The following is a 25,007-nucleotide window of genomic DNA, read 5'->3' as shown; positions in this document are numbered from 1 at the left end:
GCTTCGCTATGAATTAGACCGCATCCTCCAGAGGGCAATTAGTGACATTTGGCGTCTTCATCCACCGATCGGATTCGATCTACGAGGACAGTCCCGCCGAGCGATACCAGTTTCCCAGCCAATACCTCGCTCGCGTCGAAGCGTGCATTGGGGACTGGATCATCTACTACGAGCCACGGAAAGCGCGGGAATCGCGCGGCTACTTTGCAATTGCCAAAATTCAACACGTCATCCCTGACCCAGGCACTTCGGGGATGTATATCGCCATCGTCGAACCCGGCAGCTATCTGGATTTCGTCAATCCAGTCCCGTTCCGTGAAGTCGGCGGACTCATCGAGCGGGGCCTGCTGAACGAACACGGCAAGATTTCCGGCCGCGCTCAATCCGCGGTTCGACCGATTTCTCCGGCGGATTTCAACCGGATCACCGAACTCGGATTCGCCGAGAACACACCCTTGCTGCCGCGCATCGATGCGCGCTCCGCCCTGCCAGGCATGCAAGAGGGACAGGCCGTGTTCCAATACGAGCAGGAACGGAGCCGCGTCGAATATTTGACGTCCCGCATCGTCCGGGACCGCATCTTCCGCAGCGTCGTTCTAAGTGCCTACGATGCCCGCTGCGCGGTTACTTCCCTGAAGCTGATCAATGGCCGCGGGCGGGCCGAGGTCGATGCCGCGCACATAAGACCAGTCGAGGCGAATGGGCCGGATATCGTCAGCAATGGCCTCGCCCTCTCCGGCACCGCGCATTGGATGTTTGACCGCGGCTTGATCAGCATCGCGGAAGACCATGAGATTCTGATCTCGCGTCACGTGAACGATACCGCCGGCGTCCGCACCCTCATCAACAAGACCGGGCGCATTCTGGCGCCCGTCCGCACCGTCGATCAGCCTCACCCTCATTTCCTGCGATGGCATCGCGAGAACTGTTTCAAAGCTTGACGGTGCCAAATGTACCTCAAACCCTGTATCGCAACATTAGCGGCACGATGGCCGCCGCGACGGGAAGTCAATACATCTTGTGGGTGACTATCCGCGAGAATGGATGTTCTCGCGAAAAGCAGTCAACGTTAGGGTTCTCGGCCGCCGCTAAAATACACTTCTTGGCGGGCTGGCCCCCCTACTCCCACTCAATCGTCCCCGGCGGCTTGCTCGTGATGTCATACACCACCCGGTTGACGCCCTTCACCTCGTTGATGATCCGCGTCGCCGTCTCGCCGAGAAACTTCATGTCGAACGCGTAAAAATCCGCGGTCATGCCGTCGGTCGATGTAACCGCGCGCAGGCCGACGACGTATTCGTAGGTCCGGCCGTCGCCCATCACACCCACCGTCTTGACCGGCAGCAGCACGGCAAAAGCCTGCCAGATGGTGTCGTAGAGGCCGGCTTTTCGAATTTGATCGATATAGACGGCGTCGGCATTGCGCAGGATGTCGAGTTTTTCGGGCGTGATGTCGCCGGGGCAGCGGATGGCGAGGCCGGGGCCGGGGAACGGGTGGCGGCCGACGAAGATTTCGGGCAGGCCGAGTTCGCGCCCGAGCACGCGGACCTCGTCCTTGAACAGTTCGCGCAGGGGCTCGACCAGCTTCATGTTCATGCGCGCGGGCAGCCCGCCGACATTGTGGTGCGACTTGATGGTCACCGAGGGGCCGCCGGTGAAGGAGACGCTCTCGATCACGTCGGGGTAGAGCGTGCCCTGCGCCAGGAAATCCGCGCCACCGATTTTCTTCGCCTCGGTGTCGAACACGTCGATGAAGAGGCGGCCGATGGTCTTGCGTTTCTGCTCGGGGTCGGTGACCCCGGCCAGTTCGCCGAGGAAAAGCTTTGATGCATCCACATGCACCAGCGGGATGTTGTAGTGGTGCCGGAACAGGTCGACCACGGTCTTGGCCTCGTCGAGCCTGAGCATGCCGTGGTCGACGAACACGCAGGTGAGCTGGTCGCCGACTTCCTCGTGGATCAGCACCGCGGCGACCGCGGAGTCGTCGCCGCCAGAGAGACCGCAGATCACCCTGCCCTTGCCGACTTGGGCGCGGATCTTCTCGATCGCCTCCTCGCGGAAGGCGCGCATGGTCCAGTCGCCGGTGAGGCCGGCGACCTTGCGGACGAAATTGCGGATCAGCCTGGCGCCGTCGGGCGTATGCACCACCTCGGGGTGGAACATCAGGCCGTAATATTTTCGCGCCTCGTCCTGGATCACCGCGAACGGCGCGTTCGGGCTGGTGCCGGCGACGGTAAAACCCGGCGGCATTTTTGTGATGCGGTCGCCATGGCTCATCCACACCGGATGCTTCTCGCCCATGCCCCAGGTGGCATCGAACAACTGGCTTGATGCCTTGACCTCGACATCGGCGCGGCCGAATTCGCGGTGGTGTCCGCCCTCGACCTCGCCGCCGAGTTGGGCCGCCATGGTCATCTGGCCGTAGCAGATGCCGAGCACCGGCACGCCGGAATCGAAGATCGCCTGCGGCGCGCGCGGCGAGCCTGCTTCATGCACCGATTCCGGGCCGCCGGAGAGGATCACCGCTTTTGGCTTCATCTCGGCGAACGCCGCTTCGGCCTTCTGGAACGGCACGATCTCGGAATAGACGCCCTCCTCGCGCACCCGGCGCGCGATCAGTTGCGTCACCTGACTGCCGAAATCGACGATCAGAATCTTGTCATGCGCCGAGGCCACCGAAGGCGTCGACTCCATAGCTGGCTGGGGGGCTGTCATGGACAGCAAATACGCGACGGGGGCGGCCCTCGCAACCGCGCAGACGCCGTGGCCCACATGCTTCTGCGGGCATGGACAGGCGAAACAAGGTAAGTATTATTGACCTGATTGATGCTGGAATCGATGCCGTAAGGCCTTGGCGGCATTAACATATTTTCATTGCATGGGGTTGTTTTCGAGATTTTTGAGATCGTCGTTCCGGGGCGATGCGAAAGCATCGAACCCGGAACCTCGAGATTCCGGGTTCGGCTCTTCGAGCCGCCCCGGAATGACAGTCTCTCCAGACCTCACCCCCGCTTCAGCACCGACACGAAGAACCCGTCCGTCCCGGTGCGGCGCGGCGTCATCAGCCAGCCTTCGGGCGATTGCAGCGCGGCTTCGGCAAAGGCCTCGGCCTTGTCCCACAGCACGCCGACCGTCTGCTCCGGCGGCACTACCGCGAAGTCGGGATGGCGCGCCAAAAAGGCCCTGATCTGCTCGCCGTTCTCCTGCGGCAGTACCGAGCAGGTGATGTAGGCGATCCGCCCGCCCGCCTTGGTCAGCGCGGCGGCGCGGTCGAGCACCGTGACCTGGTCCTTCAGCCGCACCTCGAGCGCGCCGGGGCGCATCCGCCATTTGGCGTCGGGGTTGCGCCGCCAGGTGCCGGTGCCGGTACAGGGCGCGTCGATCAGCACGAGATCGGCTGTGGCGTGGATATCGGAGAGCGTGTCGTTCGGACCCTTCGGGGTGCGGACATCGCAATTGTGCACGCCGGCGCGCGACAGCCGCTCGTAGATCGGCGCCAGTTGCCGCTTGTCGTGGTCGGTCGCGATCAGCCGGCCCTTGCCCTGCATCATCGCCGCCAGCGCCAGCGTCTTGCCGCCGGCGCCGGCGCACAGGTCGATCACCTGCTCGCCGGGTTTTGCCGCCGACAGCAGGGCCGCGAGCTGCGAGCCCTCGTCCTGAACTTCAATGGCGCCCTTGATGAAATCCTCCTCGGCATGGATGCCGGGATTGCGCGCGTCGGCGCCGAGCTCGATGCGCAGCCCGATCGGCGACCATGGCGTCGGCTGAACGCCGAGATGGGCCAGCGACGGCAGCATCTTTTCGCGGCTGGTTTTCAGCGTGTTGACGCGCAGATCGAGCGGCGCCCGGCTCGCCATCGCGGTCGCCTCGGCGACCCGGTCGTCGCCGAACGCCTGCGCCAGATGGGGATCGAGCCATTCCGGATAATCGCCGGCGACGTGCGCCGGCGCGTCGGCCAGCGAGCGCGAGGTCAGCGCGGTGCGTTCGGCCTCGGTCAGCGGCTCCGGCGCGAAGCGCCCGCCGTCACACAGGGCTGCGATCGCGTCAGTATCGAGCTTGCGCTCGAGTTTCAGCATGCCCAGCATCCGCGCCCGCGGCGTATCGGCGTCCATGATCCAGGCGCTGGAGGCGCGCCGGCGCAGCACGTCCCAGAGCAGCCCCGCGATCGCGGCGCGGTCGCCGGAGCCGGCATAACGATGCGCGGTGCCCCACTCCTTCAGCGCTTTCGCGGCAGGAACGCGCTCCGCGTCGATGGTGCCGATCAGTTCGATGGCGGCGGAGAGCCGCGCGGCGGGAGTCATTGAGGCCTTTCGCGATACTTTCGACTGGATAAGGGGTTAGCTCAACAACAGCATGTTCAGAGCGAAGTAGAGCCACATCGCGAACAACACGAGCACGCCGGCGAACCAGACCAGCGAGCGCTGCCGGACGTCGTTGGAGGTCACGAAGATTCCGGCATGGGCAAAGCGCGTGACCACGAACACCCAGGACAGCAGCACGATGATCAGGTCGGCCTTGCGCAACGGCAGCGCCAGCGCGATCAGCACGTAAAACAGGATCGGGATCTCGAACTGGTTGCTGAAGCAATTTCCGATCTGGGTGGCCCGCTCGGGCCAGTTCGGCTGGCGCAACGCGACATCCTTCAGGCTGACCTGCTTGCCCACGACCGCCCGGGTGCGCGCCGAGGCCATCCCCAGCAGCAGCGCGAAGGCAAGCCCCACCAGCACGAACACCGGCAGCAAAACCATTTGAACCGTCATCGGAATTCCCCCTCGATCGCGTGCAGGCCCCCGCTATAGCGACCGCGCTCCCCCCTGACAATCAATCCCGCCCGGTCGCATCGCCGCTGCCGTGACCAAGGGCGGGCGGTTCCATCGATTTCGGTGCCGAACCGGCACCCGAGCTGCGAGCCGCTGGCCTGGACAAGATAGCGCCGACCCGGTGGCGGATGATGGCAGCCCCTGCCCCTCGTCAGGCCACGCGGATGGTCTGCAGGAAGGTTTCAACCTCGGTGCTGAGGTGATTGCTTTCCGAGAGCAGCGACACCGCGAGGCCGTGAACCTGTCCGGCGGCGGCGCCGGTATCCGCCGCGCCGCGATTGACGTCGGTGATCCGCCCGGTCACCTGGGTCGCGCCCTGGGCCGCCTGCTGGACGTTGCGGGCGATTTCCTGGGTCGATGCGCCCTGCTGGTCGACGGCCGCCGCGATCGCGGTGGAAATTTCCGAAATCTGGGCAATGGTCGCGCCGATATCCCTGATCGCGGACACCGAATGCTCGGTGGCGGACTGCATTTGGGTCACCTGCGCCGCGATCTCTTCGGTGGCCTTGGCGGTTTGCGCGGATAGTGCTTTCACCTCGGATGCCACCACGGCAAAACCCCGCCCGGCGTCGCCGGCGCGCGCGGCCTCGATCGTCGCATTGAGCGCCAGGAGGTTGGTCTGTTCGGCAACGGCGGTGATCATCTTGATGACCTCGCCGATACGGCCCGCCGAATGCGACAGCTCCGCGATCCGGACATTGGTTTGCTCCGCCTGCGCCACCGCGGCCTGCGCAATCGCCTGGGATTGCTGGACCTGCCGGCTGATTTCGGCGACCGAAGCGGCCATCTCCTCGGAGGCAGCCGCCGCGGAGCGCACATTCGATGACGATTGTTCGGATACGTCCGCGACCGTCGCGGACAATTTCTGGGTCGTCTCCGCGGTCCTGGTCAGGCTGCCGGCGGCCGCCTCGATATCGGTTGAAGCCGACGATACGGTCCTGATGATCCGGCCCACGGCCTTTTCAAAGCCGTCCGCCACTTGCAGCATGCCGGCCCTGCGGTCCGCCTCGGCCTGTTTTGCCGCGCTCGCTTGCGCGGCTTCCATGGCCTGAACGCGCAACGCATTTTCCTTGAATACCTGCAGCGCGGTCGCCATGGCGCCGACCTCGTCCTGGCGGCCGAGCGAGGGAATTTCGTTGTCCAGTTTGCCGCTGGCGAGCCGTTGCATCGCACCGGTCATCCTGATGATCGGCTGGATGACACCCCTTGCCACGCCGGCAATCCCGGCGCCGACGACGAGAAACACGAACGCGGAAATGCTCCAGAGCAGAATCGTGAACCACCGGACCCGGCTGGTGGCTTCGGCTTCCGCGGCGGCGTTGTCGTCGGTGGCCTTTTTGACGATCTCGTCGATCACGGCGCGGTGCGCCGTATACGCCGCAGCGATTGCCGCATAGGACGACGTCGCCTGGGCCGTGTCGCCCTTCGCCAGTGCCGGCAGGAACGACTGCTCCACCACGTTCCAGAAGCGCTGCACTTCCTTGTGCGATTTTTCGACCAGCATGGTCTTGTTCACGGGCTCGAGGTCGGAATTGATCCAGAACGCGTGACGGTCGTCATAGTCCTTCCTGAGCTGCGCCAGCCGGTCACGCCGCGCCGCGACCGTCGACGGATCCTGCCGCGCCAGGGTGGCTTCCAGATAGGCTTCGATGATGTATTCGGGCGGCGGCAGGATATCCGCGATCAGGTCGTTGCCGAGCTTGATCTTGCTGTAGAGCGGCCCTCCGACCTTGAGCTCCGAGAGCGCGTAATTGCTGGCAAAGATCACGGCCACAAGACCGACGACCGTCAGCGCCCCGAAGGCAAAGATCGCGCGGGAAATCGTAATGCGAAGTCTCATGGCCATGGTCCCGGGAGGGTCAAGCTGAGCGGACTCGACAAAATTGCGGTACGATTGCGGTCAATATTGCAAACTGGTTAAAATCGTCTCAACCGGGATCCACCTGATGCTCGAGTAGCAACTCGATCAGGGGAGTTTGCTCCCGGATTTTCATCATTCCGTCGCTGATCGACCTATAATCGGCCCCGCAAGGAACCGTGCATGCCCGAATTTCGCCTGACCCAGATTTCCGATACCCACCTCACCCGCCGCCACCAGGAACTCACCGACAATTTTCACCGGGTCAGCGAATATATCGACGCGACGCGACCGGACCTCGTCGTCAACAGCGGCGATCTCGCCTGGGATGCCCCGACCAACCCGGATGATCCCGAATTTGCCCACGAACTGCACGCAGCGCTGCCGGTGCCGTGCCGCTATCTTCCCGGCAATCATGACGTCGGCGACAACCCGACCCTCCCCGCTCCCGCGCCGTCTCAGCCCGTCACCGAGCAAGGCGTGCAGGCTTTTCGCGCGTGCTTCGGCGAAGACCGCTGGCGCTTCGAGGCCGCGGGCTGGTGCTTCATCGGTCTCAACTCGCTTGTGATGAACACCGGCCTTGCGAGCGAGGCCCAACAGTTCGACTGGCTGGCTCAGGCGCTCGCGAGCGCCGATCGCCGGCCGGTAGCGCTGTTCCTGCACAAGCCGCTGTTTCTCAATTCACCCGAGGACGCAGAACTGGCGGCGACCGCGATGCGCTTCGTGCCGATGCCCTCTCGCCGCCGCCTCGTGGAGATGCTGAACACCGTCGACCTGCGGCTGGTCGCCAGCGGGCATGTGCACCAGCGCCGCGATTTTACCTCTCGCCATGTCAGACACGTCTGGGCGCCGTCGACCGGCTTCATCATTCCTGACCGCAAGCAGGAAGTGATCGGCAGAAAGGAGGTCGGGTTGGTGGAGTACCGCTTTCAGCCCGACGCGTTCGAGGTCCGCCACGTCAGGGCGCCGGGCCAGATCGATGTCGATCTGGAGCAGCTACTCCGCAGGAGCTAGATGCGCCGCCTGCGCCAGCGACGCGGATTTCCGCGAGAATAGCCAGGCCAGTACGTAGAAGCCGAGTGCGAGTAAATAGAGGAACGCAAATCCGAAATACATCGAGTTGTATTCCATCACGCCGCCGAACAGCGCACCCATCAGATTGTAGGCGAACGCCGTCGAGATGTTGATCCTGCCCTCGCCGATCAGGCTGGAGAAGATGATTCCCGCAAAGAACAGGGGGACCGTCAGCACGAAGCAGCTCATCGCCAGTTGCAAGAACGGCGGACCAAACGTCCAATCGCTGTGGCTGACCGCCAGCCCGTATCCGACCAGCAGGCTGACGAACAATCCGACATAGGCCGGTCCGGTCAGATTGCGCCCGGTCCGCGTCACCATCAGGTTGGCCATGAAGGCCATTCCCAGCACCAGCAGGATGGCAGCCGCGATCACCACCCAGGTTCCGCCGAGATGCAGTCCCAGTTCGGTGATCGCCTTGGTCTCCACCAGCATGAAACCGGAGCCGAGAAAGAAGAACGGCAGATAACTGCGGTCGATCGGATCGGAAAATCCGATGGTCTTGCGCACGAAGAAGTAGCTGAGGGCCAGGATGATCCCGAGCGCGATCATGTAGGTGAAAGGATAGGCGCGCTCGACCATGTAGAAGAACGGCCAGTCATCGGTCGGGACCGCGGACTCCGGATAGGGTTGCGAGAACTGCTCGGAGACGTCGGTAAAGCCGATCGCGGCAAAGGCGCTGGCGTTCGGCATCGTCACTGCGCCGCCCTTCCTGACGATGAAGGCAGTGGTGTTCGAATAGTCATAGAGCACCCGCACCGCCAGCGGCTTGCCGGCGCCGGGCAGTTCCCGCAGTATCTTGGATAGTTTGAAGCCGAGGGCGTCGTTGACCAGCGTGAACGAGATCGAGAGCACGCCATCGGGCTTCAGCAGCCTGAAGGCCTCGGCGATCCCCTCGCGGGTGTAGACGTAGGAATCGACCCGCAGGTTGGAGGCATGGCTGAGCGCGGTATGCGAATCCAGCACGCCGTAGACGATCAGGTCGTACTTCTGGTCGGCGGTGCGGAAGAAATTGCGGGCATCGTTGATCGACAGGTTGACGCGCGGGTCGTCGTACGGCCGTTCCGGATGATACTTCCTGCCGAGAAAGGCGATGGCGGGATCGATCTCGATCGCATCTACATGCGACGCGCCCAACCGCAGCGCGGTGGCCACGTCATTGCCGCTGCCGGAGCCGACGATGGCGACGCGCTCCGGCGGCTTCTTGAAATTGTAGGGGAATTCGTAATAGGCGCGGACATAGCGATCCGCGTCGCTTTCCTGCCCGCGCTTGCTGTCGGCGAAATTGTAGACTTTCTGGTAGTAGCTGCCGCCCGACAGGATCTGCATCAATCCCTCGGCGGTGGCGGTGCGCTCCAGCAACTGGTACGGCGAGTAAATCCGCTGCGTCTCCGGCTGCACCGGCCAGGCCAGGATCGCCAGCAGGGCGCAGAAGCTGGCGATGCCCGCCGGCAGGAAGCCGTCGCGCGGCAGCACGAACAGCAGCATCATGCCGCCGACCACGGCGAACCAGATCACCGGCGGCAGCCAGTACAGGCTCATCACGAACAGCGCGACGACGCCCAGAATGCTGCCGATCAGATTGAGGCCATAGGCTTTCAGCGAATTGGAGCTGTGCAGCAATTTGCCGCAAAGCTGGCCGAGCGGATAGCAGATGCATGCGCACAGGATGAAGCTCGCCCCGAGCAGAAAATAGACCGGAAGATCGAATGCGGAGAGCCAGCCGATCGAGAAGATCAGGTGTCCGCCGCCGGTATCGTAACGCAGCAGCGTGATGACGCCGACGAACAGCGCCAGCATGGGCAACACCAGTGCGGGCGCGCAGCGTTGCTTTTCCGCGACCGCGTAGCCGGCGCCGAGGCCGAGGAAGCAGGCCAGCATGGTGAAGTTCTTGTAGAAGGCGAACACCGGAAATACCGATGCGAGCCAGCGGATCAGTACCAGTTCGAGGAGCAGGCTGAGCATCGTCACCAGCACGATCGCCCTGATCTTGGTCCGGGTATCCAGGTTGGCGTAGTCGGATTCGAACACCGCCCCCATCAGCCTGACCTGCCGCTCCAGCGGTTCGGCCAGCCACCCCCAGCAGAACAGCGCTGCCAGCATAAATCCGAACGCGATCCGCACAAGGCTGGCGGCCAACTCCGCCGCACCGACGTCCGGGCGCATCATCAGGGTGTAAATCGCAATCGCCGTGTAGACGAACACCAATCCGCCGAGCGACAGGCAGAAGATGCGAACCAGGCTGCGATTGGGATTGTGAGCGGTGCTTTTCATGACCGGACCGGGGCGTTGGAAACGGTGCGCTCCCGCATCGGACGGAGGATCGAGCGTGCGTCGAGGCGAAACTCTAGGCAGCTTCGCTTAAGAGGCTGTTACCGCAAGTCGTGAAACGGCCAGCCTTCTGTCCGATATTCATGCCGGATTGACCCGCTGGCACGCTCATGCGCCGCCGGCCGTATTGAACCGCGAAAGGTCGCAATCGGGCTCGGCATACTGCGTCCGGCGCAGCCCCTCGCGGTCTGTCACCACGACCGGCCGGCAACGCGCCTGCCAGGCCGCGCGGGCTTCCGCCTCGGCCTTCTGCTGCTCCGGCGTGAGCGGCGGAGCCAGGCGAACGACACCGCCGCCATTGACACCAAAATCGGTCGACTGGCTGGGGGTGAGCGGACGTCCGTTGCGGATGGCGTCTGCCTTGGCTCTTGCGGCAGCCGCCGCCGCTTTCGAAGCCGCCGCGGCGGAGGCCGCATTGCCATGGTCCATCGCAAAGGATGGCGCCGGGGACGATGACGCAGGAGCCGGTGAAGATGCCGGCGCAGTCGCGGCCTCCTGCGCCGATGCGGTCGAGAGGCCGGCAACAATCAGCAGCAAGACAGCTGGAACGATACGCATGTTGCGGCCCCGAAAGAGAGTTGTATCGGGGCCATTGTTACGTGGGGAAGGTTGAAGGCCGGTAAAGCCGATGCGCCGGATTTGAGCTATATGGGATGGGCCCAACGTCCGCCCGTGTTGTGGGCGGACGCCGTGCTCGCGCCTCAGGCCTTGTCCGGCCCGACCCGTACCAGTTGCTTGCCGAAATTGGCGCCCTTCAGCAGGCCCATGAAGGCGGCGGGCGCGCTGTCGAGTCCTTCGGTGACGAATTCCTTGTGCTTGACCTTGCCGTCGCGCACCCACTGCGACATGTCGCGCAGGAAGTCGCCGTGACGCGCGGCGAAATCGCTGACGATGAAGCCGCGGATGGTCAGGCGCTTGGTCAGCACCGCGCGCATCATCTTGCCGGCCCATTTCGGCGACGTCTCGCCGAAATTATTGTATTCGGCGATCAGGCCGCAGACCGGCATGCGCGCGAACGCATTGAGCAGCGGGAATACGGCTTCGAACACCGCGCCGCCGACATTCTCGAAATAGACGTCGATGCCCTTGGGGCAGGCTTCCTTCAGCTTCGCAGCCAGATCGGGATCGCGGTGATCGAGGCAATCATCGAAACCGAGCTCTTTTTTGACATAGTCGCACTTGTCCTTGCCGCCGGCGATCCCGATCGCGCGCGCCCCCTTGATCTTCGCGATCTGCCCGACCGCCGAGCCGACCGCGCCGGAGGCGGCGGCCACCACCACCGTTTCGCCGGGCTGCGGCTTGCCGATATCGAGCAAGCCCGTATAGGCGGTCATGCCGGGCATGCCGAGCACGCCCACCGCGGTCGAGATCGAGCCGAGTTTCGGGTCGATCTTGTTCAGCCCCTTGCCGTCGGACAGCGCATGGGTCTGCCAGCCGGCGCGCGACAGCACGATGTCACCCTTGGCGAAAGCGGGATTGTTCGAGGCGATCACTTCGCTCACGGTGCCGCCCTCCATCACGCCCCCGATCGGCACCGGCGCCGCATAGGACGGGCCATCGCTCATGCGGCCGCGCATATAGGGATCGAGCGACAGCCAGATGGTGCGCAGCAACACCTCTCCGGCGGCCGGTGTCGGGATCGCGCACTCCTCGATGCGGAAGTCCGACGCCTTGGGTTCGCCGGCCGGGCGGGAGACGAGAACGACGCGTTTGGCGGATTGGGACATGGTTGTGCTTTCCTCTGATTTTTTGGTTCGTCATTCCGGGATGGTCCGATCGACCAGGCCCGGAATCTCGAGATTCCGGGTTCGATGCTTCGCATCGCCCCGGAATGACGTTTGAAGTTCCGAGTATAGTTCTCAGGCCGTGATCTTCGCCAGCGCCGCGTCGAATGCCGCCGCGGCACTCGGCAGATCCTTGAAGGCCAGGCCGCCGTCGGCGGACTGCTTTTGCGCCTCAGTCGCAGTCGGACGAATTTCCGCCACCGGTTTGGCGCCATCGAGCAAGGCCTGCGGGGCGATGACGTGAAACTCATGCGCTTCGATCGGCTGGTCCTTGAGCAGGAAGACGCTGAGCGACACGATGTCCTTGCCGCGGCGGTAGGAAATATAGCGGTCGATCGCGACCGAACCGTCGCGCTGCATGCCGCCGAGCTTGGCGTAACCCTTGGCATCCAGCAGCTTGTGCGACTTGAAGCCCTTGACGCCGACCGATTGGGCCTTCGCAGTCTCTTCCGACAAATCGTACTTCTCGGCCATCTCCTTGCCGACCACGGCAAGCTGCCCGGACATGTCGTGCTCGAATTCCTTCAATTCGGTGCGCGGCTTCGAGGCCTTGCGGGGCTTCAACGCATCGCGCTTTTCCATCTCGGCCTTGCACTGCGCGATGACCTCGGCGACGGATTTGCGTTCCGCGTTGACCAGCAGATTCTTCAGATCCTGATCTGAAAGCGCGGCAATCCTGTCATCGGACCAATCGACCATAGTGACCAACTTCTTTTCTGACTTATGTTGAGATGAATTTCAGGGAAACACTGCGATCCCGAGCCAGGATCCAGCGCCTGGAACCAGAAACTGAAGATCCGGGCAGCGCGGATATCGGCAGCCCGCACCGTATCGCGTTTCGCCTGATTTGTGGTGGTCTATTTGGACCCTGACAACTAGACCCCGCCGGGATAATTCGGGCTTTCGCGGGTGATGGTGACGTCGTGGACGTGGCTTTCGCGCAGGCCCGCCCCGGTGATCCGGACGAATTGCGCCTTCTCGTGGAACTCGGCGAGGTTTCGCGCGCCGACATATCCCATCGCCGCACGCAGGCCGCCGGCGAGTTGGTGCATGACGTTGCCGACCGGGCCCTTGTAAGGCACTTGGCCCTCGATGCCCTCGGGCACCAGCTTGAGCGTGTCCTTGATGTCCTGCTGGAAGTAGCGGTCGGCGGAACCGCGCGCCATGGCGCCCACCGAACCCATGCCGCGATAGGCCTTGTAGGAGCGGCCCTGCCACAGAAACACTTCGCCCGGGGTCTCGTCGGTGCCGGCCAGCAGCGAACCGACCATCGCGATGTCGGCGCCGGCAGCCAGCGCCTTGGCGAGGTCGCCGGAATACTTGATGCCGCCATCGGCGATCACGGGCACGTTGGCTTTCTTGGCGGCCTCGACCGCATCCATGATCGCGGTCAGTTGCGGCACGCCGACGCCGGCGACGATCCGGGTGGTGCAAATCGAACCCGGACCGATGCCGACCTTGATGGCGTCGGCGCCGGCATCGATCAGCGCCTGCGCGCCCTCCATGGTGGCGATGTTGCCGGCGATCACCTGCACGGCATTGGAGAGCCGCTTGATGCGGTCGACCGCCTCCAGCACCCGCGAGGAATGACCGTGCGCGGTGTCCACCACGATGATGTCGACCCCGGCCTCAATCAGGCGCTCGGTGCGCTCGAAGCCGCCCTCGCCGACCGTGGTCGCGGCGGCGACACGCAAGCGGCCCTGCGCGTCCTTGCAGGCCAGGGGATGCGCGACCGCCTTTTCCATGTCCTTGACGGTGATCAGGCCGACGCAGCGATACTGGTCGTCGACCACCAGCAGCTTTTCGATGCGATGCTGGTGCAGCATCCGCTTCGCCTCGTCCTGGCTGACGCCCTCGCGCACCGTCACGAGGTTTTCGTGCGTCATCAACTCCGAGATCTTCTGGCGCGGGTCGGTGGCAAAGCGCACGTCGCGGTTGGTGAGAATGCCGACCAGTTTTCCGGGCACGCCCTTGGCCGCGCCGGTGACCACGGGAATGCCGGAGAAGCCGTGGTCGGTCATCAGCGCCAGCGCGTCCGACAGCATCGCGTCGGGGCCGATGGTCAACGGATTGACCACCATGCCGGATTCGTACTTCTTGACCTGCCGCACCTGGGCGGCCTGGCCGTCGACGTCGAAATTGCGGTGGATTACCCCGATGCCGCCGGCCTGCGCCATGGCGATCGCCATCCTCGCTTCGGTGACAGTGTCCATCGCCGAGGCAATGATCGGAATATTGAGCGGGATTGAGCGGGTGACGTGGGAGCGGATATCGGCCTCGGAGGGCAGGATGTCCGAAAGGCCCGGTTTCAGGAGCACATCGTCGAACGTATAGGCTTCGCGAATCCCCTGAAGTCCCTTTACCAGCGCCATTTACCAACTCCTTCGGCGGCCCGTTCGCCGCGATACGACCTATGGGATGAGCAGGACCTGCGCCGACGCCAAGGCGTCACCGTCGAATCGAAGCCCATCGGTAGGGTTGGCGGTGGTCGATAGCATGGCGGAGCGCCGAATCAAAGCGTTTGCCAGCCATGCACAGGCTTTTGTGAACGGTAGCCGGGGGCCCTGCTTCCTAGCGCGGATAGCCCGGTGGCGGGCCATGCTGGCGGATCGCCTCCACCACCTCCCGGTGCCGGCGATCCTCGCGCTTGGTGTGAACCGCGATCAGCGCGTGCGCTGACGGCACCAGCAGCAGGATGGGGAAAATCAACCCGAAAATCACGCAAAGCACGATCAGGACGAGGTTGAATATCGCCGAGAATGGCTGCCCGTTCAGCAGCAATCCGAGCGGCGGCAGCAGGGCGGCGAGGACATAGATCATCGTCGGATCTCCGGCGGCCATGCCGCGCAGTGAACATTGTCAGGATTTAGGTGGTTTTGCGGGCTCCGCAATAGCCCCGCATCCGCCGCGATGTTACAGCCGGTCTGCCTCCCCCGCTCTCCATCGATCCCCGGTTCCGATGACCAAAGAACGCCTGATCCCGCTCATCGTGGCCGCGGCCCTGTTCATGGAGAACATGGATTCGACGGTGATTGCGACCTCGCTGCCGGCGATCGCGGCGGATATCGGCACCAGTCCGCTGACGCTGAAGCTCGCCATTACCTCCTATCTCCTGTCGCTCGCGGTATTTATTCCGGCGAGCGGATGGACCGCCGATCGCTTCGGCGCCCGCACGGTATTTTCGGCGGCGATCGCCGTGTTCATGGTGGGGTCGATTGGCTGCGCGCTGTCCACTTCCGTCACCGATTTCGTCATTGCGCGCATCCTGCAGGGCATCGGCGGTGCCATGATGACCCCGGTGGGACGGCTGGTGCTGCTGCGCTCGATCGACAAGAGCCAACTGGTGAACGCCATGGCCTGGGTCACGGTACCGGCGCTGATCGGGCCGGTGATCGGCCCGCCGCTCGGCGGCTTCATCACGACCTATTTTTCCTGGCACTGGATTTTCCTGATCAACATTCCGATCGGCCTGCTCGGCATCTTCATGGCGCAGCGCTACATCGACCCGATCCGCAGCGAGACACCCGAGCGCTTCGATCTCTACGGGCTGCTGCTGGCGGGGTTGGGGCTCGGCGGCATCGCATTCGGACTGTCGGTGGCGGGGCTCAATCTGCTGCCGTGGACCGTCGTGGCAGCGCTGATCGGAATCGGCACGGTTTCGATGACGCTCTACGTGATCCATGCCAGGCGGACCCAGTCGCCGGTGCTGGACTTTTCGTTGATGCGGCTGCCGACACTGCGCGCAAGCATCCTCGGCGGTTTCCTGTTTCGCCTCGGCATCGGCGCGCTGCCGTTCCTGCTGCCGCTTTTGATGCAGATCGGCTTCGGCCTGTCGCCGTTCCACTCGGGACTGGTGACGTTCGCCTCGGCGGTCGGCGCCATGGGCATGAAGACGCTGGCGGCACGCATCATCCGCACCTTCGGTTTTCGCAACATCATGGTCGTCAACGCGATCGTGAGTTCGGTTTTTCTCGCCGCCTGCGCGCTGTTCACGGTGGCGACGCCGCTGCTCCTGATCGTGATCATCCTTCTGGTCGGCGGCTTCTTCCGCTCGCTGCAGTTCACCGCGATCAACACCGTGGCCTATGCCGAGGTCGAGCCGGCGCAGATGAGCCGCGCCACCACTTTGGTCAGCGTCAACCAGCAACTGGCGATTTCTGCCGGTGTCGCGGTCGGCGCGTTTGCTGTTGAATCCTCAATGCTGATGCGCCATGTGACCGAACTGAGCGCGGTCGATTTCGCGCCAGCCTTTATCGTGGTCGCGGTCTTCTCGGCGATTTCGGCTTACTTCTTCTGGCAAATGCCTGACGATGCCGGGCACGAGATCTCCGGCCGCAGCGCGGTCGAAATCTCCAGCCGCAAGAGCGCCGCGAAGGCAGCGGCAAAAGCCGGCAGCGAAACCACGGAAGACGCCCGGGATCAGCGGCTGGGGTGAATTGCAACAAGGGAGGATGCCGTGCGGACGCCAGAACGGATCGTTGCCGCCGCATTCGCGCTCGCGGCGGGCGCTGGGGCAAGGTAATCGGGGCCGGCTCGATGAACATGGATTGATTTGACGAGAGTTTTAGCAAACCCCCTGCCATCCCCTTAAGCCCCGGCAACGAGATTTGCTGCCGCTCAGGGAGGTTTCATGATCGACGAAAAAGTAAGGGTCAAATGCACCAAATGCTCGCAGGTGTTCCGGGAGCGCGCGCAAAAACTCCGCGACGGCTTTCAAACCAACTGCCAGCACTGCAACCGCCTGATTACATTCGATGCCGGTTCGGAAGACAAAAACATCCGGCGCGCCCTGACGAGCGCCAGGGAAGTGCGGATGGCGCTGGAAGCGCGGCCGAAGGAAAGTCCGGGGCAGGCCCAAGGCTGATGGCCCGTTCTCGGCTGCCCTTGCTGCGCCGATCCGCTCCTGCGTCGCGCCGTCAGGCTTGCGGCTTGCCCTGCACGCCCCGAAATCCCATCGCCAGCACGTAGCGCTCCGAGGAATCCTTGCGGCTCGAGGCCGGCTTGACGTGCTTGACGGTGGCGAAATCGTGCTTGAGCTGCGTCATCAGCGTCGCATCGGCGCCGCTCTGAAACACTTTTGCCACGAATGTCCCGCCGGGCTTGAGCACGTCGGCGGCAAAGGCGGCGGCGCTTTCGACCAGGCCGATGATGCGCAACTGATCGGTCTTGCGATGGCCGGTGGTGTTGGCGGCCATGTCGGACAGCACCACGTCGGCGCGGCCTCCCATCATCGCAAGCAATTTGTCGGGCGCGTCCTCCTTGAGAAAATCGAGTTGCGCGAAGCTGACGCCGGGTATTTCCGGCATCTCCAGGAGGTCGATCGCGACCACCTTGCCTTTGTTGTCGGCTGCGCCGACCCGCTTGGCCGCGATCTGGCTCCAGCCGCCCGGCGCCGCGCCGAGATCGACCACTGTGATGCCGGATTTGAGGAAATGGTACTTGTCGTCGATCTCGAGCAGCTTGTAGGCCGCGCGCGAGCGCAGGCCGTCCCGCTTGGCCTGCGCCACATAGGGATCGTTGAGCTGCCGCTCCAGCCAGAGTTTCGAGGACAGTTTCAGCCTGCCTGCGCTCTTGACGGTAACCCGTAGCCGTCCGGTTGTGTCTTTTGCCATGATCGAGGCTCTAGCACATCGACAACGGGCGCGCCTATCGGCTTCCGCTCAGGGCGCCGTCCGCACGCATCATTTCGACCAGCATGCCCTCGCGCAGGCCGCGATCGGCGACCCGCAACCGCGGCAGCGGGAACGCGCTGCGGATGGCATCGAGGATGGCGCAGCCTGCCAGTACCAGGTCGGCGCGCTCGATGCTGATGCAATGATTGCCGGCGCGTTCCTGATAGGTCATGCACAGCAGCCGCGCGACGGTCGCTGTGAGATCGGCATCGCTCATCCAGACGCCGTCGATCCGGCGGCGATCATATCTCGGCAGATTGAGATGGACCCCGGCCAGCGTCGTCACCGTGCCCGAGGTACCGAGCAGATGCATGCCGCCGAGGTCGGCGCCGTGTTCGGCCGCGAACGGGGCAATGTGCTGCGCAACCTCGGCGACCATGGCGGCGTAGGACTGCGGCGTGACGTCCTTGCCGCCGAAAGCTTCGGCCAGCGAGACCACGCCGAGCGGAATCGACATCCATGCCTTGATGCGCGGAACCGCATTTTCCTGCTCCGGATCGCGTTCGATCCGAACCAGTTCCGTCGACCCGCCGCCGATGTCGAACAGGATTGCGCCCCTGCCCTTGGGATCCAGCAATGGCGAACAGCCGGTCACCGCCAGCGCGGCTTCGGTCTCGCGGTCGATCACCTCGAGCCGGATGCCGGTCTCCGCCGCCACCCTGTCCATGAAACCGTCGGCATTCGACGCCGCGCGGCAGGCTTCGGTGGCGATCAGCCGCAGGCGCTTGGCCTTCCTGGACTGGATCTTGTCCCGGCAAATGCTCAAGGCCGCGATGGCGCGGTCGATCGCAGCGTCGCTGATGCAGCCGGTCGCCGAGATTCCTTCCCCGAGCCGGATGATCCGCGAGAACGAGTCGACCACGCGAAAGCTGTCGCCGGTCGGACAGGCGATCAACAGGCGGCAATTGTTGGTGCCGAGGTCCAGCGCGGCATAGACGCCGGTTACTGCCGCCGGCGAACGGCCGGCGCCGGGCACGCCGCCGCTATGGGGCGGACCTTGGCCGTCTCCGCGCAGCCCAATGCCGTCGCGAAGCCGCGTGTCTTCGTTCATTCAAAATGTCTTTCCGCAGCCCTCGGGGGCCGACGTGGAATTTCTGTTCACGGAAACTTTAGCAGCGCCGGACAGCCGCGCAACAGCCGTTCACATGCCACCATGCCCAATCAGTCGTTGTCGTTCCGATATCGGTGCGTTATCTCAGGGAAACCACGATAATCGCGCAAAACCAGGCATTTCAGGTAATTTTCAATGCAAGATCAACCGCCCTCAATCGCTTTGGAAAACGCTATCGCACTGCAAAAATACGGTGTCGGGCAGCCGGTCCGCCGCAAAGAGGACGATACGCTGGTGCGCGGCAAGGGCAAGTACACCGACGATTTCAGCCTGCCCGGCCAGGCCTATGCCTGGATCGTGCGTTCCAGCCACGCCCACGGCATCATCCGCGGCATCGACACCAAAGCCGCCAAGGCGATGCCGGGCGTGCTCGGCGTGTGGACCGGAGCCGATCTCGTGACCGCCGGTTACGGCCCCTTCACCTGCGGCCTGCCGCTGAAGAGCCGCGACGGCACCCCGCTGATGCAGACCAACCGCGCCGCGCTGATGACCGACAGGGTGCGCTATGTCGGCGATCCCGTGGCGTTCGTGGTGGCGACGACGCTGGCACAGGCACGCGAGGCCGGCGAAGCCATCGAACTCGATATCGAGCCGCTTCCCGCCGTCACCGATGCCGCCGAAGCCGCCCGACCCGGCGCGCCGCAGCTTTACGATCACATCCCCAACAACGTCGCACTCGACTACCACTATGGCGACACCGCCAAGATCGACGCAGCTTTTGCGGCGGCGGCGCATGTGACAAAACTCGACATCGTCAACACGCGCGTCGCGGTGGTGTCGATGGAGCCGCGCGTGGCCCTGGCGGCCTACGACAGAACCAGCGGGCGCTACACGCTGCAGGTGCCCACCCAGGGCGTCTCGGGCAACAAGGTGACGCTGGCGAAGATCCTCAACGTGCCGAACGACAAGGTCCGCATCCTCACCGCCAATGTCGGCGGCTCGTTCGGAATGAAGAACGTCAGTTACCCCGAATATATCTGCATCCTGCACGCGGCGAAGGCGCTCGGTCGCCCGGTGAAATGGACCGATGAGCGCTCCACCAGTTTTCTCTCCGACAGCCATGGCCGCGCGCAGCTGATGCATGCCGAACTGGCGCTCGATGCCGAGGGCAGGTTTCTCGCCGTTCGCCTCCAGGGCTACGGCAACCTCGGCGCCTACATCACCGGCGTGGCGCCAGGTCCGCTGTCGCTCAACACGGGCAAGAACCTCGCCAGCGTCTACCGCACGCCGCTGCTCGGCGTCGACATCAAGACGGTACTGACCAACACTACGCTGATGGGCGCCTATCGCGGCGCCGGACGCCCCGAAGCCAATTACTACATGGAGCGCCTGATCGATCGCGCCGCCGGCGAGATGGGCATCAACCCGCTGACCTTGCGCAAGCGCAACTTCATCAAGCCGGCGCAATTGCCGTTCGCCGCCGCCTCCGGCGTCACCTATGACAGCGGCGATTTCCAGGGCGTCTTCAACAAGGCGCTGGAGATGTCGGATCATGCCAATTTCCCCAAACGCCGGAAGGAAAGCCGCAAGGCCGGCAGACTGCGTGGCATCGCGGTCGGCTCCTATCTTGAGGTCACGGCACCGCCGAGCGGCGAGCTCGGCAAGATCACGTTCGAGCCGGATGGCTCGGTGAAACTCACCACCGGCACTTTGGATTACGGCCAGGGTCACGCCACGCCGTTTGCCCAGGTGCTGTCGGCGCAACTCGGCGTCCCCTTCGAGAAGATCACGCTCGAACAGAGCGACAGCGACCTCGTCCGCTTCGGCAACGGCACCGGCGGTTCCCGCTCGATTACCGCGACGGGCGCGGCGATCGTCGAGTCTGCGGCGCTGGTGGTTGCAAAAGGCAAGCAGGCGGCGGCGCATCTTTTGGAAGCCGCCGAAAGCGACATCGAGTTCGGAGGCGGCCGCTTCACCATCGCCGGCACCGACCGTTCGATCGGCATCATGGAACTGGCGCAGCGCCTGCGCGAAGGCAAGGTACCCGAGGGCGTGCCGGATACGCTCGACGTCGATCACGCCACCAAGGATACTCCGTCGACCTTCCCCAATGGCTGCCATGTCGCGGAAGTCGAGATCGATCCAGAAACCGGTGTGTTGCGGATCGTGCGCTATACCGGCATCAGCGACTTCGGCACCATCGTCAATCCGATGATCGTCGCAGGCCAGTTGCATGGCGGGGTCGCGCAAGGCATCGGCCAGGCACTGATGGAGGAAGTCAGCTACGACGAGAGCGGCCAGCCGATCACGGGATCCTTCATGGATTACGCACTGCCGCGCGCGGAAGACATTCCACCCATGGTGGTCGGCGATCATCCCTCGCCGGCGAAGTCCAACCCGCTCGGCACCAAGGGCTGCGGCGAAGCCGGTTGCGCCGGCGCCCTGGTTGTGATCGTCAACGCGGCGCTCGACGCGCTGTCCGACTATGGCGTCACGCAGATCGACATGCCGCTGACATCGGAGCGGGTGTGGCGGGCAATTCAGGATGCGAAGCAAAAGGCGGCGTGAGTGTTTGCGTTAAAGATTGAGCCGCGCTGCTCAACACACCCACAACTGTCGTCGCCTGCTTGACCGGGCGACCCAGTACTCCGAGACGTCTGTAATAGAGCCGTGAAGCCGCGGCGTACTGGATCCCCCGCCTTCGCGGGGGACGACGACTGAGGGCGTTGCGGGCGATGTGCCCCTCGGTCTTGCAAGCGGAGCGAACGACGTGCAGTCAACCATCATCGACGACCTTCGCGCCGCGTTCGATCCGGCGGCGGTGCTGACCGGCAGCGACATCGGCGCCCGCTATCACACCGACATGGCCGGCGTCGCGGTCGCGCCGCCGCTCGCGGTGGTGCGGCCACGCACCACGGAAGAGGTCTCGCAATTTCTGAGAATATGCCATCAGGCCCGCGTCCCGGTCACGACCCAGGGCGGCATGACCGGGCTGGTACGCGCCACGATGCCGGCGCCGGGCGAAATCGTGCTGTCGACCGAGCGCATGAACGCAATAGAGGAGGTCGACACCGGCGGCGGAGTCGTCATCACCCAGACCGGGGTGCCGTTGCAGCGGCTGCAGGAGCGGGTCGAACAGGATGGCTTCATGTTTCCGCTCGATCTCGGCGCGCGCGGCAGTTGCACCATCGGTGGCAACATCTCCACCAATGCCGGCGGCAACCGGGTGATCCGCTACGGCATGACCCGCGATCTCGTGCTCGGGCTCGAAGCCGTGCTGGCGGACGGAACCATCCTCAAGGGGGTGCGCAAATACATCAAGAACAACACCGGCATCGACCTCAAGCAATTGTTCGTCGGAACCGAGGGGACGCTCGGCGTGGTCACCCGCGCCGCACTGCGGATTTTCCCGGCGCCGGCGGAGCAGCAGGTGGCGTTGTGCGCGCTGCCGAGCTTCGACATGGTCCGTGACTTGCTCACGCTGACGCGCACGCGGCTTGGCGGAGACCTCACCGCGTTCGAGGTGATGTGGAACAATTATTATCGCCTCACCACCGAATTCGTGAAAGGCGTCGCCGCGCCGCTCGCGACCAACTATCCGTTCTACGTCCTGCTGGAATCGTCAGGCAGCGACGCCGAGCGGATCCGCGGCGACCTCGAGAAATTGCTCGAGCAGGCGCTGGAGGACGGGATCATCCTCGATGCCACGATTGCAAGCTCCGGAGCGTCGGCCGCGGCGATCTGGCGGATTCGCGACTCCTCGGTCGAACTCGGCCGCGCCACCGGCCCCGGTGTCGGTTTCGATATCAGCCTTGCCATCGACGCCATGGAAGCGTTCGCGATCGCCATCGACAAGGGCATGAAGACGATTCACCCGGATGCCTACGCGATCGTGTTTGGCCATGCCGGCGACGGCAATCTGCACATCAGCGCAAAATACCCGCCGCCGGCCGACAAATACGACGAGGTGTCGAAGCTGGTGTACAGCATCACCGGCGATTTCGGCGGCTCGATCTCGGCCGAGCACGGCATCGGCATGCTGAAGCGGCCCTATCTCCGGCTGAGCCGCACCGCGGATGAGATCGAAACCATGCGCACCCTGAAGCGCGCGCTCGACCCGCATCAGATTCTGAATCCCGGGCGCATCTTCACGATGTGAGCCGCTTCAGCGCCCGCTCCAGCAACTCCAGCCGGTCCTGTCCCCAAAAGATCTCGCCCGACGGCAGCACGTAGCTCGGCGCGCCGAACACGCCCGCCGCCACCGCCTCCCGCGTGTATTGCTCATGCAACGCATCGAGTTCCGCGTCGGAAGGACCTCCGGCGCGCAACGCGGCGGCGTCGAGACCGGCCCGTCGGGCAGCCGATGCAACGTGATCCGGATCGGCGAGCGTTTCCTCGCGTTCCCACACCGCGCGCCCGAGTTCCTCCGACAGTTTGAGCGTATCTTTGCCCTGCAGCTTGGCAGCGATCAGCAGCCGCGTCCCCACGCCGTCATCGCAGGGAAAGTATTTTGGCTCGAGGATCAGCGGAACATCCCGCACCTCGCGCCAGCGCTTCAACTCCATCATCCGGTAAGCGCGCCGCTGCGGCGAACGCTTCGGTAGCGGCAACCCGCCGGTCTGCTCGAAAATCGGTCCGAACTTGCAAGGCTTGATGTTGACGGTCACCTTGTGGCGCCTGACGATCTCTTCGAACGGCGCGCAACCGAGATAGGTCCAGGGCGAAGTCAGGGCCATATAATAATCGACGGTGATGGTCATCGTATGAATTCCTCAATGGGTCTTGTGTAGAAACGTTCGAGCCGCTCCAGCATTCTCACTCGTCATCCCCCGCGAAGGCGGGGGAACCAGTATCCCAGAGACGCCAGCGATGGGACCGAGAAGCCGCAGTGTACTGGGTCCCCCGCTTTCGCGGAGGACGACTACTGAAGGTGTTTGGACGCCACCCTAAGCCGCGGCCTGCTCGCGCGGCTGGTAGATCGCGATGTGATGGCAGTGCGCCAGCGGCGTGGTACCGTTGGCCACCACCAGGGCGTCGAGTTCGACGAAGCGGTGGCCCTTCTTGTCGTAATTGCCGGTGACCTTCGCACGCGCGGTCAATTCATCGCCGATACCGGCCGCCGACAGAAGCTGCATCCTTGTGCCGACATGTATCCAGGGACCCATGATGGCGTTGTCGACCAGCACCTTGTTCATGACCCGCGGCAACAGGCCGGGATGGCCCAACCCCTCCCGGGTATAGATCGCGTCGGTTTCGCGAATATCCGCCAGGTACTCCTTGGCCGCATCGGCCGCCCAGGTGCGCGGCACGGCACCGAGCCATTTTCCTGACGCATAGGACGTCGCATCCACCGGCCTGCGCTCGGCTACTGCCGCGACCTCGACGAAGTCGGCAAGGGAAAATGCCGGCGCTGCCGCTGGCAGCGATGCCGTGCCAGTCGCGCAGAGCGCTCCACGGCTCCTGACCTCGATCGAAAGCACGCCATTGCTTTCCTCAGCCGTGACATCGGCCAGTTCGCCGTCATAGACCGGCTTGGTAAAACGGGCCTCGATCAATCCTCGTTCAAGAAAGGCCCGGCCCCATTTTGCGACCGGCAGATGCATCATGTAGGCCATGACGTCCACGCCCGGCACCAGCCCGCCGTCAAAGCCGTAACGCTTCGCTACCGTATCGTCGTGCATCTTGTTCTCGGAATGTTTTGACGTGTTGTAGGCCGAGACCCGGTACGGCTGGATACGGCTTGTCATGCCTGTTTCCCCTTATTCTGGTTGGCGTTTCTGGCACGATGGTACGCGAAGAAAAGGCCGTGGCAAGCGGGTTTCGGCCCGCTTTTGCTCGCATTTCCCCTGACGATGGAGTACCACGCGCATTCGAAGGGAGCGCCGCGGCGTTCCCCGCCAAAATCCCAACCGATGACACCCGTTTTGAACCCCACCACCCGCATCTATGTCGACGCCGACGCCTGTCCGGTCAAAGACGAAATCTACCGCGTTGCCATCAGGCATGGCCTGCCCGTCAGCGTGGTCGCCGGCAATTTCATCCGGGTGCCTTCAGATCCCCTGATCGAGCGGATCGCAGCGGGTTCCGGGATGGATGCCGCCGACGACTGGATTGCGGAACGCGCCGGAAAGGGCGATATCGTCATTACCTCCGATATCCCGCTGGCGAGCCGCTGCGTTAAGGCAGGCGCCGAGGTGATCGCGCCGAACGGCAAGCCGTTTTCGGAACAATCGATCGGGATGACGCTGGCGGTCCGCAACCTGATGACCGATCTGCGGTCGTCAGGCGAAGTCACCGGCGGCCCCAGGGGATTCGCACCGCGCGACCGCTCGGCGTTCCTCTCGGCGCTCGACCAGACCATCAGGCGCATCCAGCGCCAGCGCGCGGATCACATCGCGCAGAACCAGAATTGAATTG

The 25,007-nt window shown here is 64.0% G+C and carries 21 protein-coding genes; 7 read left to right on the top strand and 14 right to left on the bottom strand.

Annotation, left to right across the window (positions count from 1 at the left end):
- The first annotated feature begins 41 nt into the window (after positions 1 to 41).
- Positions 42 to 941: an HNH endonuclease gene (locus Q8R73_RS08130; RefSeq protein WP_305719030.1), complete on the top strand. Its 900-nt coding sequence runs from the start codon at positions 42 to 44 to the stop codon at positions 939 to 941.
- 178 nt (positions 942 to 1,119) lie between these two features.
- Here the strand turns inward: Q8R73_RS08130 and guaA are convergent, their stop codons facing one another.
- The 4 genes from guaA to Q8R73_RS08110 all read right to left on the bottom strand — a co-directional run bounded on the left by guaA (position 1,120) and on the right by Q8R73_RS08110 (position 6,660).
- Positions 1,120 to 2,715 carry a glutamine-hydrolyzing GMP synthase gene (guaA, locus tag Q8R73_RS08125; protein ID WP_305719029.1) on the bottom strand — a complete coding sequence of 532 codons (1,596 nt, stop codon included), beginning with the start codon at positions 2,713 to 2,715 and terminating at the stop codon, positions 1,120 to 1,122.
- Between the two features lie 287 nt (positions 2,716 to 3,002).
- Entirely contained in the window at positions 3,003 to 4,301 is a 1,299-nt protein-coding gene (locus Q8R73_RS08120) for an RsmB/NOP family class I SAM-dependent RNA methyltransferase (protein ID WP_305719028.1), read from the bottom strand.
- 36 nt (positions 4,302 to 4,337) lie between these two features.
- On the bottom strand, positions 4,338 to 4,760 hold the full coding sequence (locus tag Q8R73_RS08115) for an MAPEG family protein (RefSeq protein ID WP_305719027.1): 423 nt from the start codon (positions 4,758 to 4,760) through the stop codon (positions 4,338 to 4,340).
- A gap of 211 nt (positions 4,761 to 4,971) precedes the next feature.
- Entirely contained in the window at positions 4,972 to 6,660 is a 1,689-nt protein-coding gene (locus Q8R73_RS08110; protein ID WP_305719026.1) for a methyl-accepting chemotaxis protein, read from the bottom strand.
- A gap of 201 nt (positions 6,661 to 6,861) precedes the next feature.
- Here Q8R73_RS08110 and Q8R73_RS08105 point away from each other — a divergent pair, with 201 nt between their 5' ends.
- On the top strand, positions 6,862 to 7,692 hold the full coding sequence (locus Q8R73_RS08105) for a metallophosphoesterase (RefSeq protein ID WP_305719025.1): 831 nt from the start codon (positions 6,862 to 6,864) through the stop codon (positions 7,690 to 7,692).
- Here Q8R73_RS08105 and Q8R73_RS08100 read toward each other — a convergent pair.
- The 6 genes from Q8R73_RS08100 to Q8R73_RS08075 all read right to left on the bottom strand — a co-directional run bounded on the left by Q8R73_RS08100 (position 7,675) and on the right by Q8R73_RS08075 (position 14,687).
- Positions 7,675 to 10,026, bottom strand: coding sequence for a hypothetical protein (locus tag Q8R73_RS08100; RefSeq protein WP_305719024.1), 2,352 nt, complete (start codon positions 10,024 to 10,026; stop codon positions 7,675 to 7,677). The genes Q8R73_RS08105 and Q8R73_RS08100 overlap by 18 nt on opposite strands.
- A 165-nt stretch (positions 10,027 to 10,191) precedes the next feature.
- On the bottom strand, positions 10,192 to 10,641 hold the full coding sequence (locus Q8R73_RS08095) for a hypothetical protein (RefSeq protein ID WP_305719023.1): 450 nt from the start codon (positions 10,639 to 10,641) through the stop codon (positions 10,192 to 10,194).
- A gap of 143 nt (positions 10,642 to 10,784) precedes the next feature.
- Complete coding sequence (locus Q8R73_RS08090) at positions 10,785 to 11,810, bottom strand: NADP-dependent oxidoreductase (RefSeq protein ID WP_305719022.1); 1,026 nt, start codon at positions 11,808 to 11,810, stop codon at positions 10,785 to 10,787.
- A gap of 132 nt (positions 11,811 to 11,942) precedes the next feature.
- Positions 11,943 to 12,566 (bottom strand): hypothetical protein, encoded by a 624-nt coding sequence (locus Q8R73_RS08085; protein ID WP_305719021.1) that lies wholly within the window; start codon positions 12,564 to 12,566, stop codon positions 11,943 to 11,945.
- 176 nt (positions 12,567 to 12,742) lie between these two features.
- Entirely contained in the window at positions 12,743 to 14,239 is a 1,497-nt protein-coding gene (gene guaB, locus Q8R73_RS08080; RefSeq protein ID WP_305719020.1) for an IMP dehydrogenase, read from the bottom strand.
- Positions 14,240 to 14,438: 199 nt separating this feature from the next.
- A complete protein-coding gene (locus Q8R73_RS08075) occupies positions 14,439 to 14,687 on the bottom strand; it encodes a hypothetical protein (protein WP_305719019.1) in 249 nt (82 codons plus the stop codon).
- A gap of 139 nt (positions 14,688 to 14,826) precedes the next feature.
- Between Q8R73_RS08075 and Q8R73_RS08070 the strand changes: the two genes are divergently transcribed.
- Both Q8R73_RS08070 and Q8R73_RS08065 read left to right on the top strand, forming a co-directional pair.
- The gene (locus Q8R73_RS08070) at positions 14,827 to 16,302 is read left to right on the top strand and encodes an MFS transporter (RefSeq protein ID WP_305719018.1); all 1,476 of its coding nucleotides are present in this window, start codon (positions 14,827 to 14,829) and stop codon (positions 16,300 to 16,302) included.
- 195 nt (positions 16,303 to 16,497) lie between these two features.
- Positions 16,498 to 16,731, top strand: a complete 234-nt coding sequence (locus Q8R73_RS08065; protein WP_305719017.1) for a hypothetical protein — start codon at positions 16,498 to 16,500, stop codon at positions 16,729 to 16,731.
- Between the two features lie 52 nt (positions 16,732 to 16,783).
- Here Q8R73_RS08065 and Q8R73_RS08060 read toward each other — a convergent pair whose 3' ends face one another.
- Positions 16,784 to 17,479 carry an RlmE family RNA methyltransferase gene (locus Q8R73_RS08060; RefSeq protein WP_305719016.1) on the bottom strand — a complete coding sequence of 232 codons (696 nt, stop codon included), beginning with the start codon at positions 17,477 to 17,479 and terminating at the stop codon, positions 16,784 to 16,786.
- Positions 17,480 to 17,513: 34 nt separating this feature from the next.
- Positions 17,514 to 18,590, bottom strand: coding sequence for a Ppx/GppA phosphatase family protein (locus tag Q8R73_RS08055; RefSeq protein WP_305719015.1), 1,077 nt, complete (start codon positions 18,588 to 18,590; stop codon positions 17,514 to 17,516).
- A 195-nt stretch (positions 18,591 to 18,785) separates the two neighbouring features.
- Here Q8R73_RS08055 and Q8R73_RS08050 point away from each other — a divergent pair, with 195 nt between their 5' ends.
- Both Q8R73_RS08050 and Q8R73_RS08045 read left to right on the top strand, forming a co-directional pair.
- Positions 18,786 to 21,158, top strand: coding sequence for a xanthine dehydrogenase family protein molybdopterin-binding subunit (locus Q8R73_RS08050; RefSeq protein WP_305719014.1), 2,373 nt, complete (start codon positions 18,786 to 18,788; stop codon positions 21,156 to 21,158).
- A gap of 202 nt (positions 21,159 to 21,360) precedes the next feature.
- Positions 21,361 to 22,749 (top strand): FAD-binding oxidoreductase, encoded by a 1,389-nt coding sequence (locus Q8R73_RS08045; protein WP_305719013.1) that lies wholly within the window; start codon positions 21,361 to 21,363, stop codon positions 22,747 to 22,749.
- On the opposite strand, the gene Q8R73_RS08040 is transcribed toward Q8R73_RS08045, so the two are convergent.
- Together Q8R73_RS08040 and Q8R73_RS08035 are read right to left on the bottom strand one after the other, a co-directional pair.
- Positions 22,739 to 23,350 (bottom strand): 2-hydroxychromene-2-carboxylate isomerase, encoded by a 612-nt coding sequence (locus Q8R73_RS08040; RefSeq protein WP_305719012.1) that lies wholly within the window; start codon positions 23,348 to 23,350, stop codon positions 22,739 to 22,741. The two genes, Q8R73_RS08045 and Q8R73_RS08040, sit on opposite strands and share 11 nt — an antisense overlap.
- Before the next feature lie 186 nt (positions 23,351 to 23,536).
- A complete protein-coding gene (locus tag Q8R73_RS08035) occupies positions 23,537 to 24,337 on the bottom strand; it encodes a hypothetical protein (protein WP_305719011.1) in 801 nt (266 codons plus the stop codon).
- 165 nt (positions 24,338 to 24,502) lie between these two features.
- Here Q8R73_RS08035 and Q8R73_RS08030 point away from each other — a divergent pair, with 165 nt between their 5' ends.
- Positions 24,503 to 25,003 (top strand): YaiI/YqxD family protein, encoded by a 501-nt coding sequence (locus Q8R73_RS08030; RefSeq protein WP_305719010.1) that lies wholly within the window; start codon positions 24,503 to 24,505, stop codon positions 25,001 to 25,003.
- Positions 25,004 to 25,007 lie beyond the last annotated feature (4 nt).

It is taken from the genome of Bradyrhizobium sp., from assembly GCF_030697065.1.
Taxonomy (GTDB): domain Bacteria; phylum Pseudomonadota; class Alphaproteobacteria; order Rhizobiales; family Xanthobacteraceae; genus Bradyrhizobium.
This window is presented reverse-complemented; position numbering and strand designations above follow the sequence as displayed.

Excerpts from the sequence above, each read along its gene's own strand:
- guaA (WP_305719029.1), bottom strand. The coding sequence starts at position 2,715 with ATGACAGCCCCCCAGCCAGCTATGGAGTCGACGCCTTCGGTGGCCTCG.
- Q8R73_RS08120 (WP_305719028.1), bottom strand. The coding sequence starts at position 4,301 with ATGACTCCCGCCGCGCGGCTCTCCGCCGCCATCGAACTGATCGGCACC.
- Q8R73_RS08115 (WP_305719027.1), bottom strand. The coding sequence starts at position 4,760 with ATGACGGTTCAAATGGTTTTGCTGCCGGTGTTCGTGCTGGTGGGGCTT.
- Q8R73_RS08110 (WP_305719026.1), bottom strand. The coding sequence starts at position 6,660 with ATGAGACTTCGCATTACGATTTCCCGCGCGATCTTTGCCTTCGGGGCG.
- Q8R73_RS08105 (WP_305719025.1), top strand. The coding sequence starts at position 6,862 with ATGCCCGAATTTCGCCTGACCCAGATTTCCGATACCCACCTCACCCGC.
- Q8R73_RS08100 (WP_305719024.1), bottom strand. The coding sequence starts at position 10,026 with ATGAAAAGCACCGCTCACAATCCCAATCGCAGCCTGGTTCGCATCTTC.
- Q8R73_RS08095 (WP_305719023.1), bottom strand. The coding sequence starts at position 10,641 with ATGCGTATCGTTCCAGCTGTCTTGCTGCTGATTGTTGCCGGCCTCTCG.
- Q8R73_RS08090 (WP_305719022.1), bottom strand. The coding sequence starts at position 11,810 with ATGTCCCAATCCGCCAAACGCGTCGTTCTCGTCTCCCGCCCGGCCGGC.
- Q8R73_RS08085 (WP_305719021.1), bottom strand. The coding sequence starts at position 12,566 with ATGGTCGATTGGTCCGATGACAGGATTGCCGCGCTTTCAGATCAGGAT.
- guaB (WP_305719020.1), bottom strand. The coding sequence starts at position 14,239 with ATGGCGCTGGTAAAGGGACTTCAGGGGATTCGCGAAGCCTATACGTTC.
- Q8R73_RS08075 (WP_305719019.1), bottom strand. The coding sequence starts at position 14,687 with ATGATCTATGTCCTCGCCGCCCTGCTGCCGCCGCTCGGATTGCTGCTG.
- Q8R73_RS08070 (WP_305719018.1), top strand. The coding sequence starts at position 14,827 with ATGACCAAAGAACGCCTGATCCCGCTCATCGTGGCCGCGGCCCTGTTC.
- Q8R73_RS08065 (WP_305719017.1), top strand. The coding sequence starts at position 16,498 with ATGATCGACGAAAAAGTAAGGGTCAAATGCACCAAATGCTCGCAGGTG.
- Q8R73_RS08060 (WP_305719016.1), bottom strand. The coding sequence starts at position 17,479 with ATGGCAAAAGACACAACCGGACGGCTACGGGTTACCGTCAAGAGCGCA.
- Q8R73_RS08055 (WP_305719015.1), bottom strand. The coding sequence starts at position 18,590 with ATGAACGAAGACACGCGGCTTCGCGACGGCATTGGGCTGCGCGGAGAC.
- Q8R73_RS08050 (WP_305719014.1), top strand. The coding sequence starts at position 18,786 with ATGCAAGATCAACCGCCCTCAATCGCTTTGGAAAACGCTATCGCACTG.
- Q8R73_RS08040 (WP_305719012.1), bottom strand. The coding sequence starts at position 23,350 with ATGACCATCACCGTCGATTATTATATGGCCCTGACTTCGCCCTGGACC.
- Q8R73_RS08035 (WP_305719011.1), bottom strand. The coding sequence starts at position 24,337 with ATGACAAGCCGTATCCAGCCGTACCGGGTCTCGGCCTACAACACGTCA.
- Q8R73_RS08030 (WP_305719010.1), top strand. The coding sequence starts at position 24,503 with ATGACACCCGTTTTGAACCCCACCACCCGCATCTATGTCGACGCCGAC.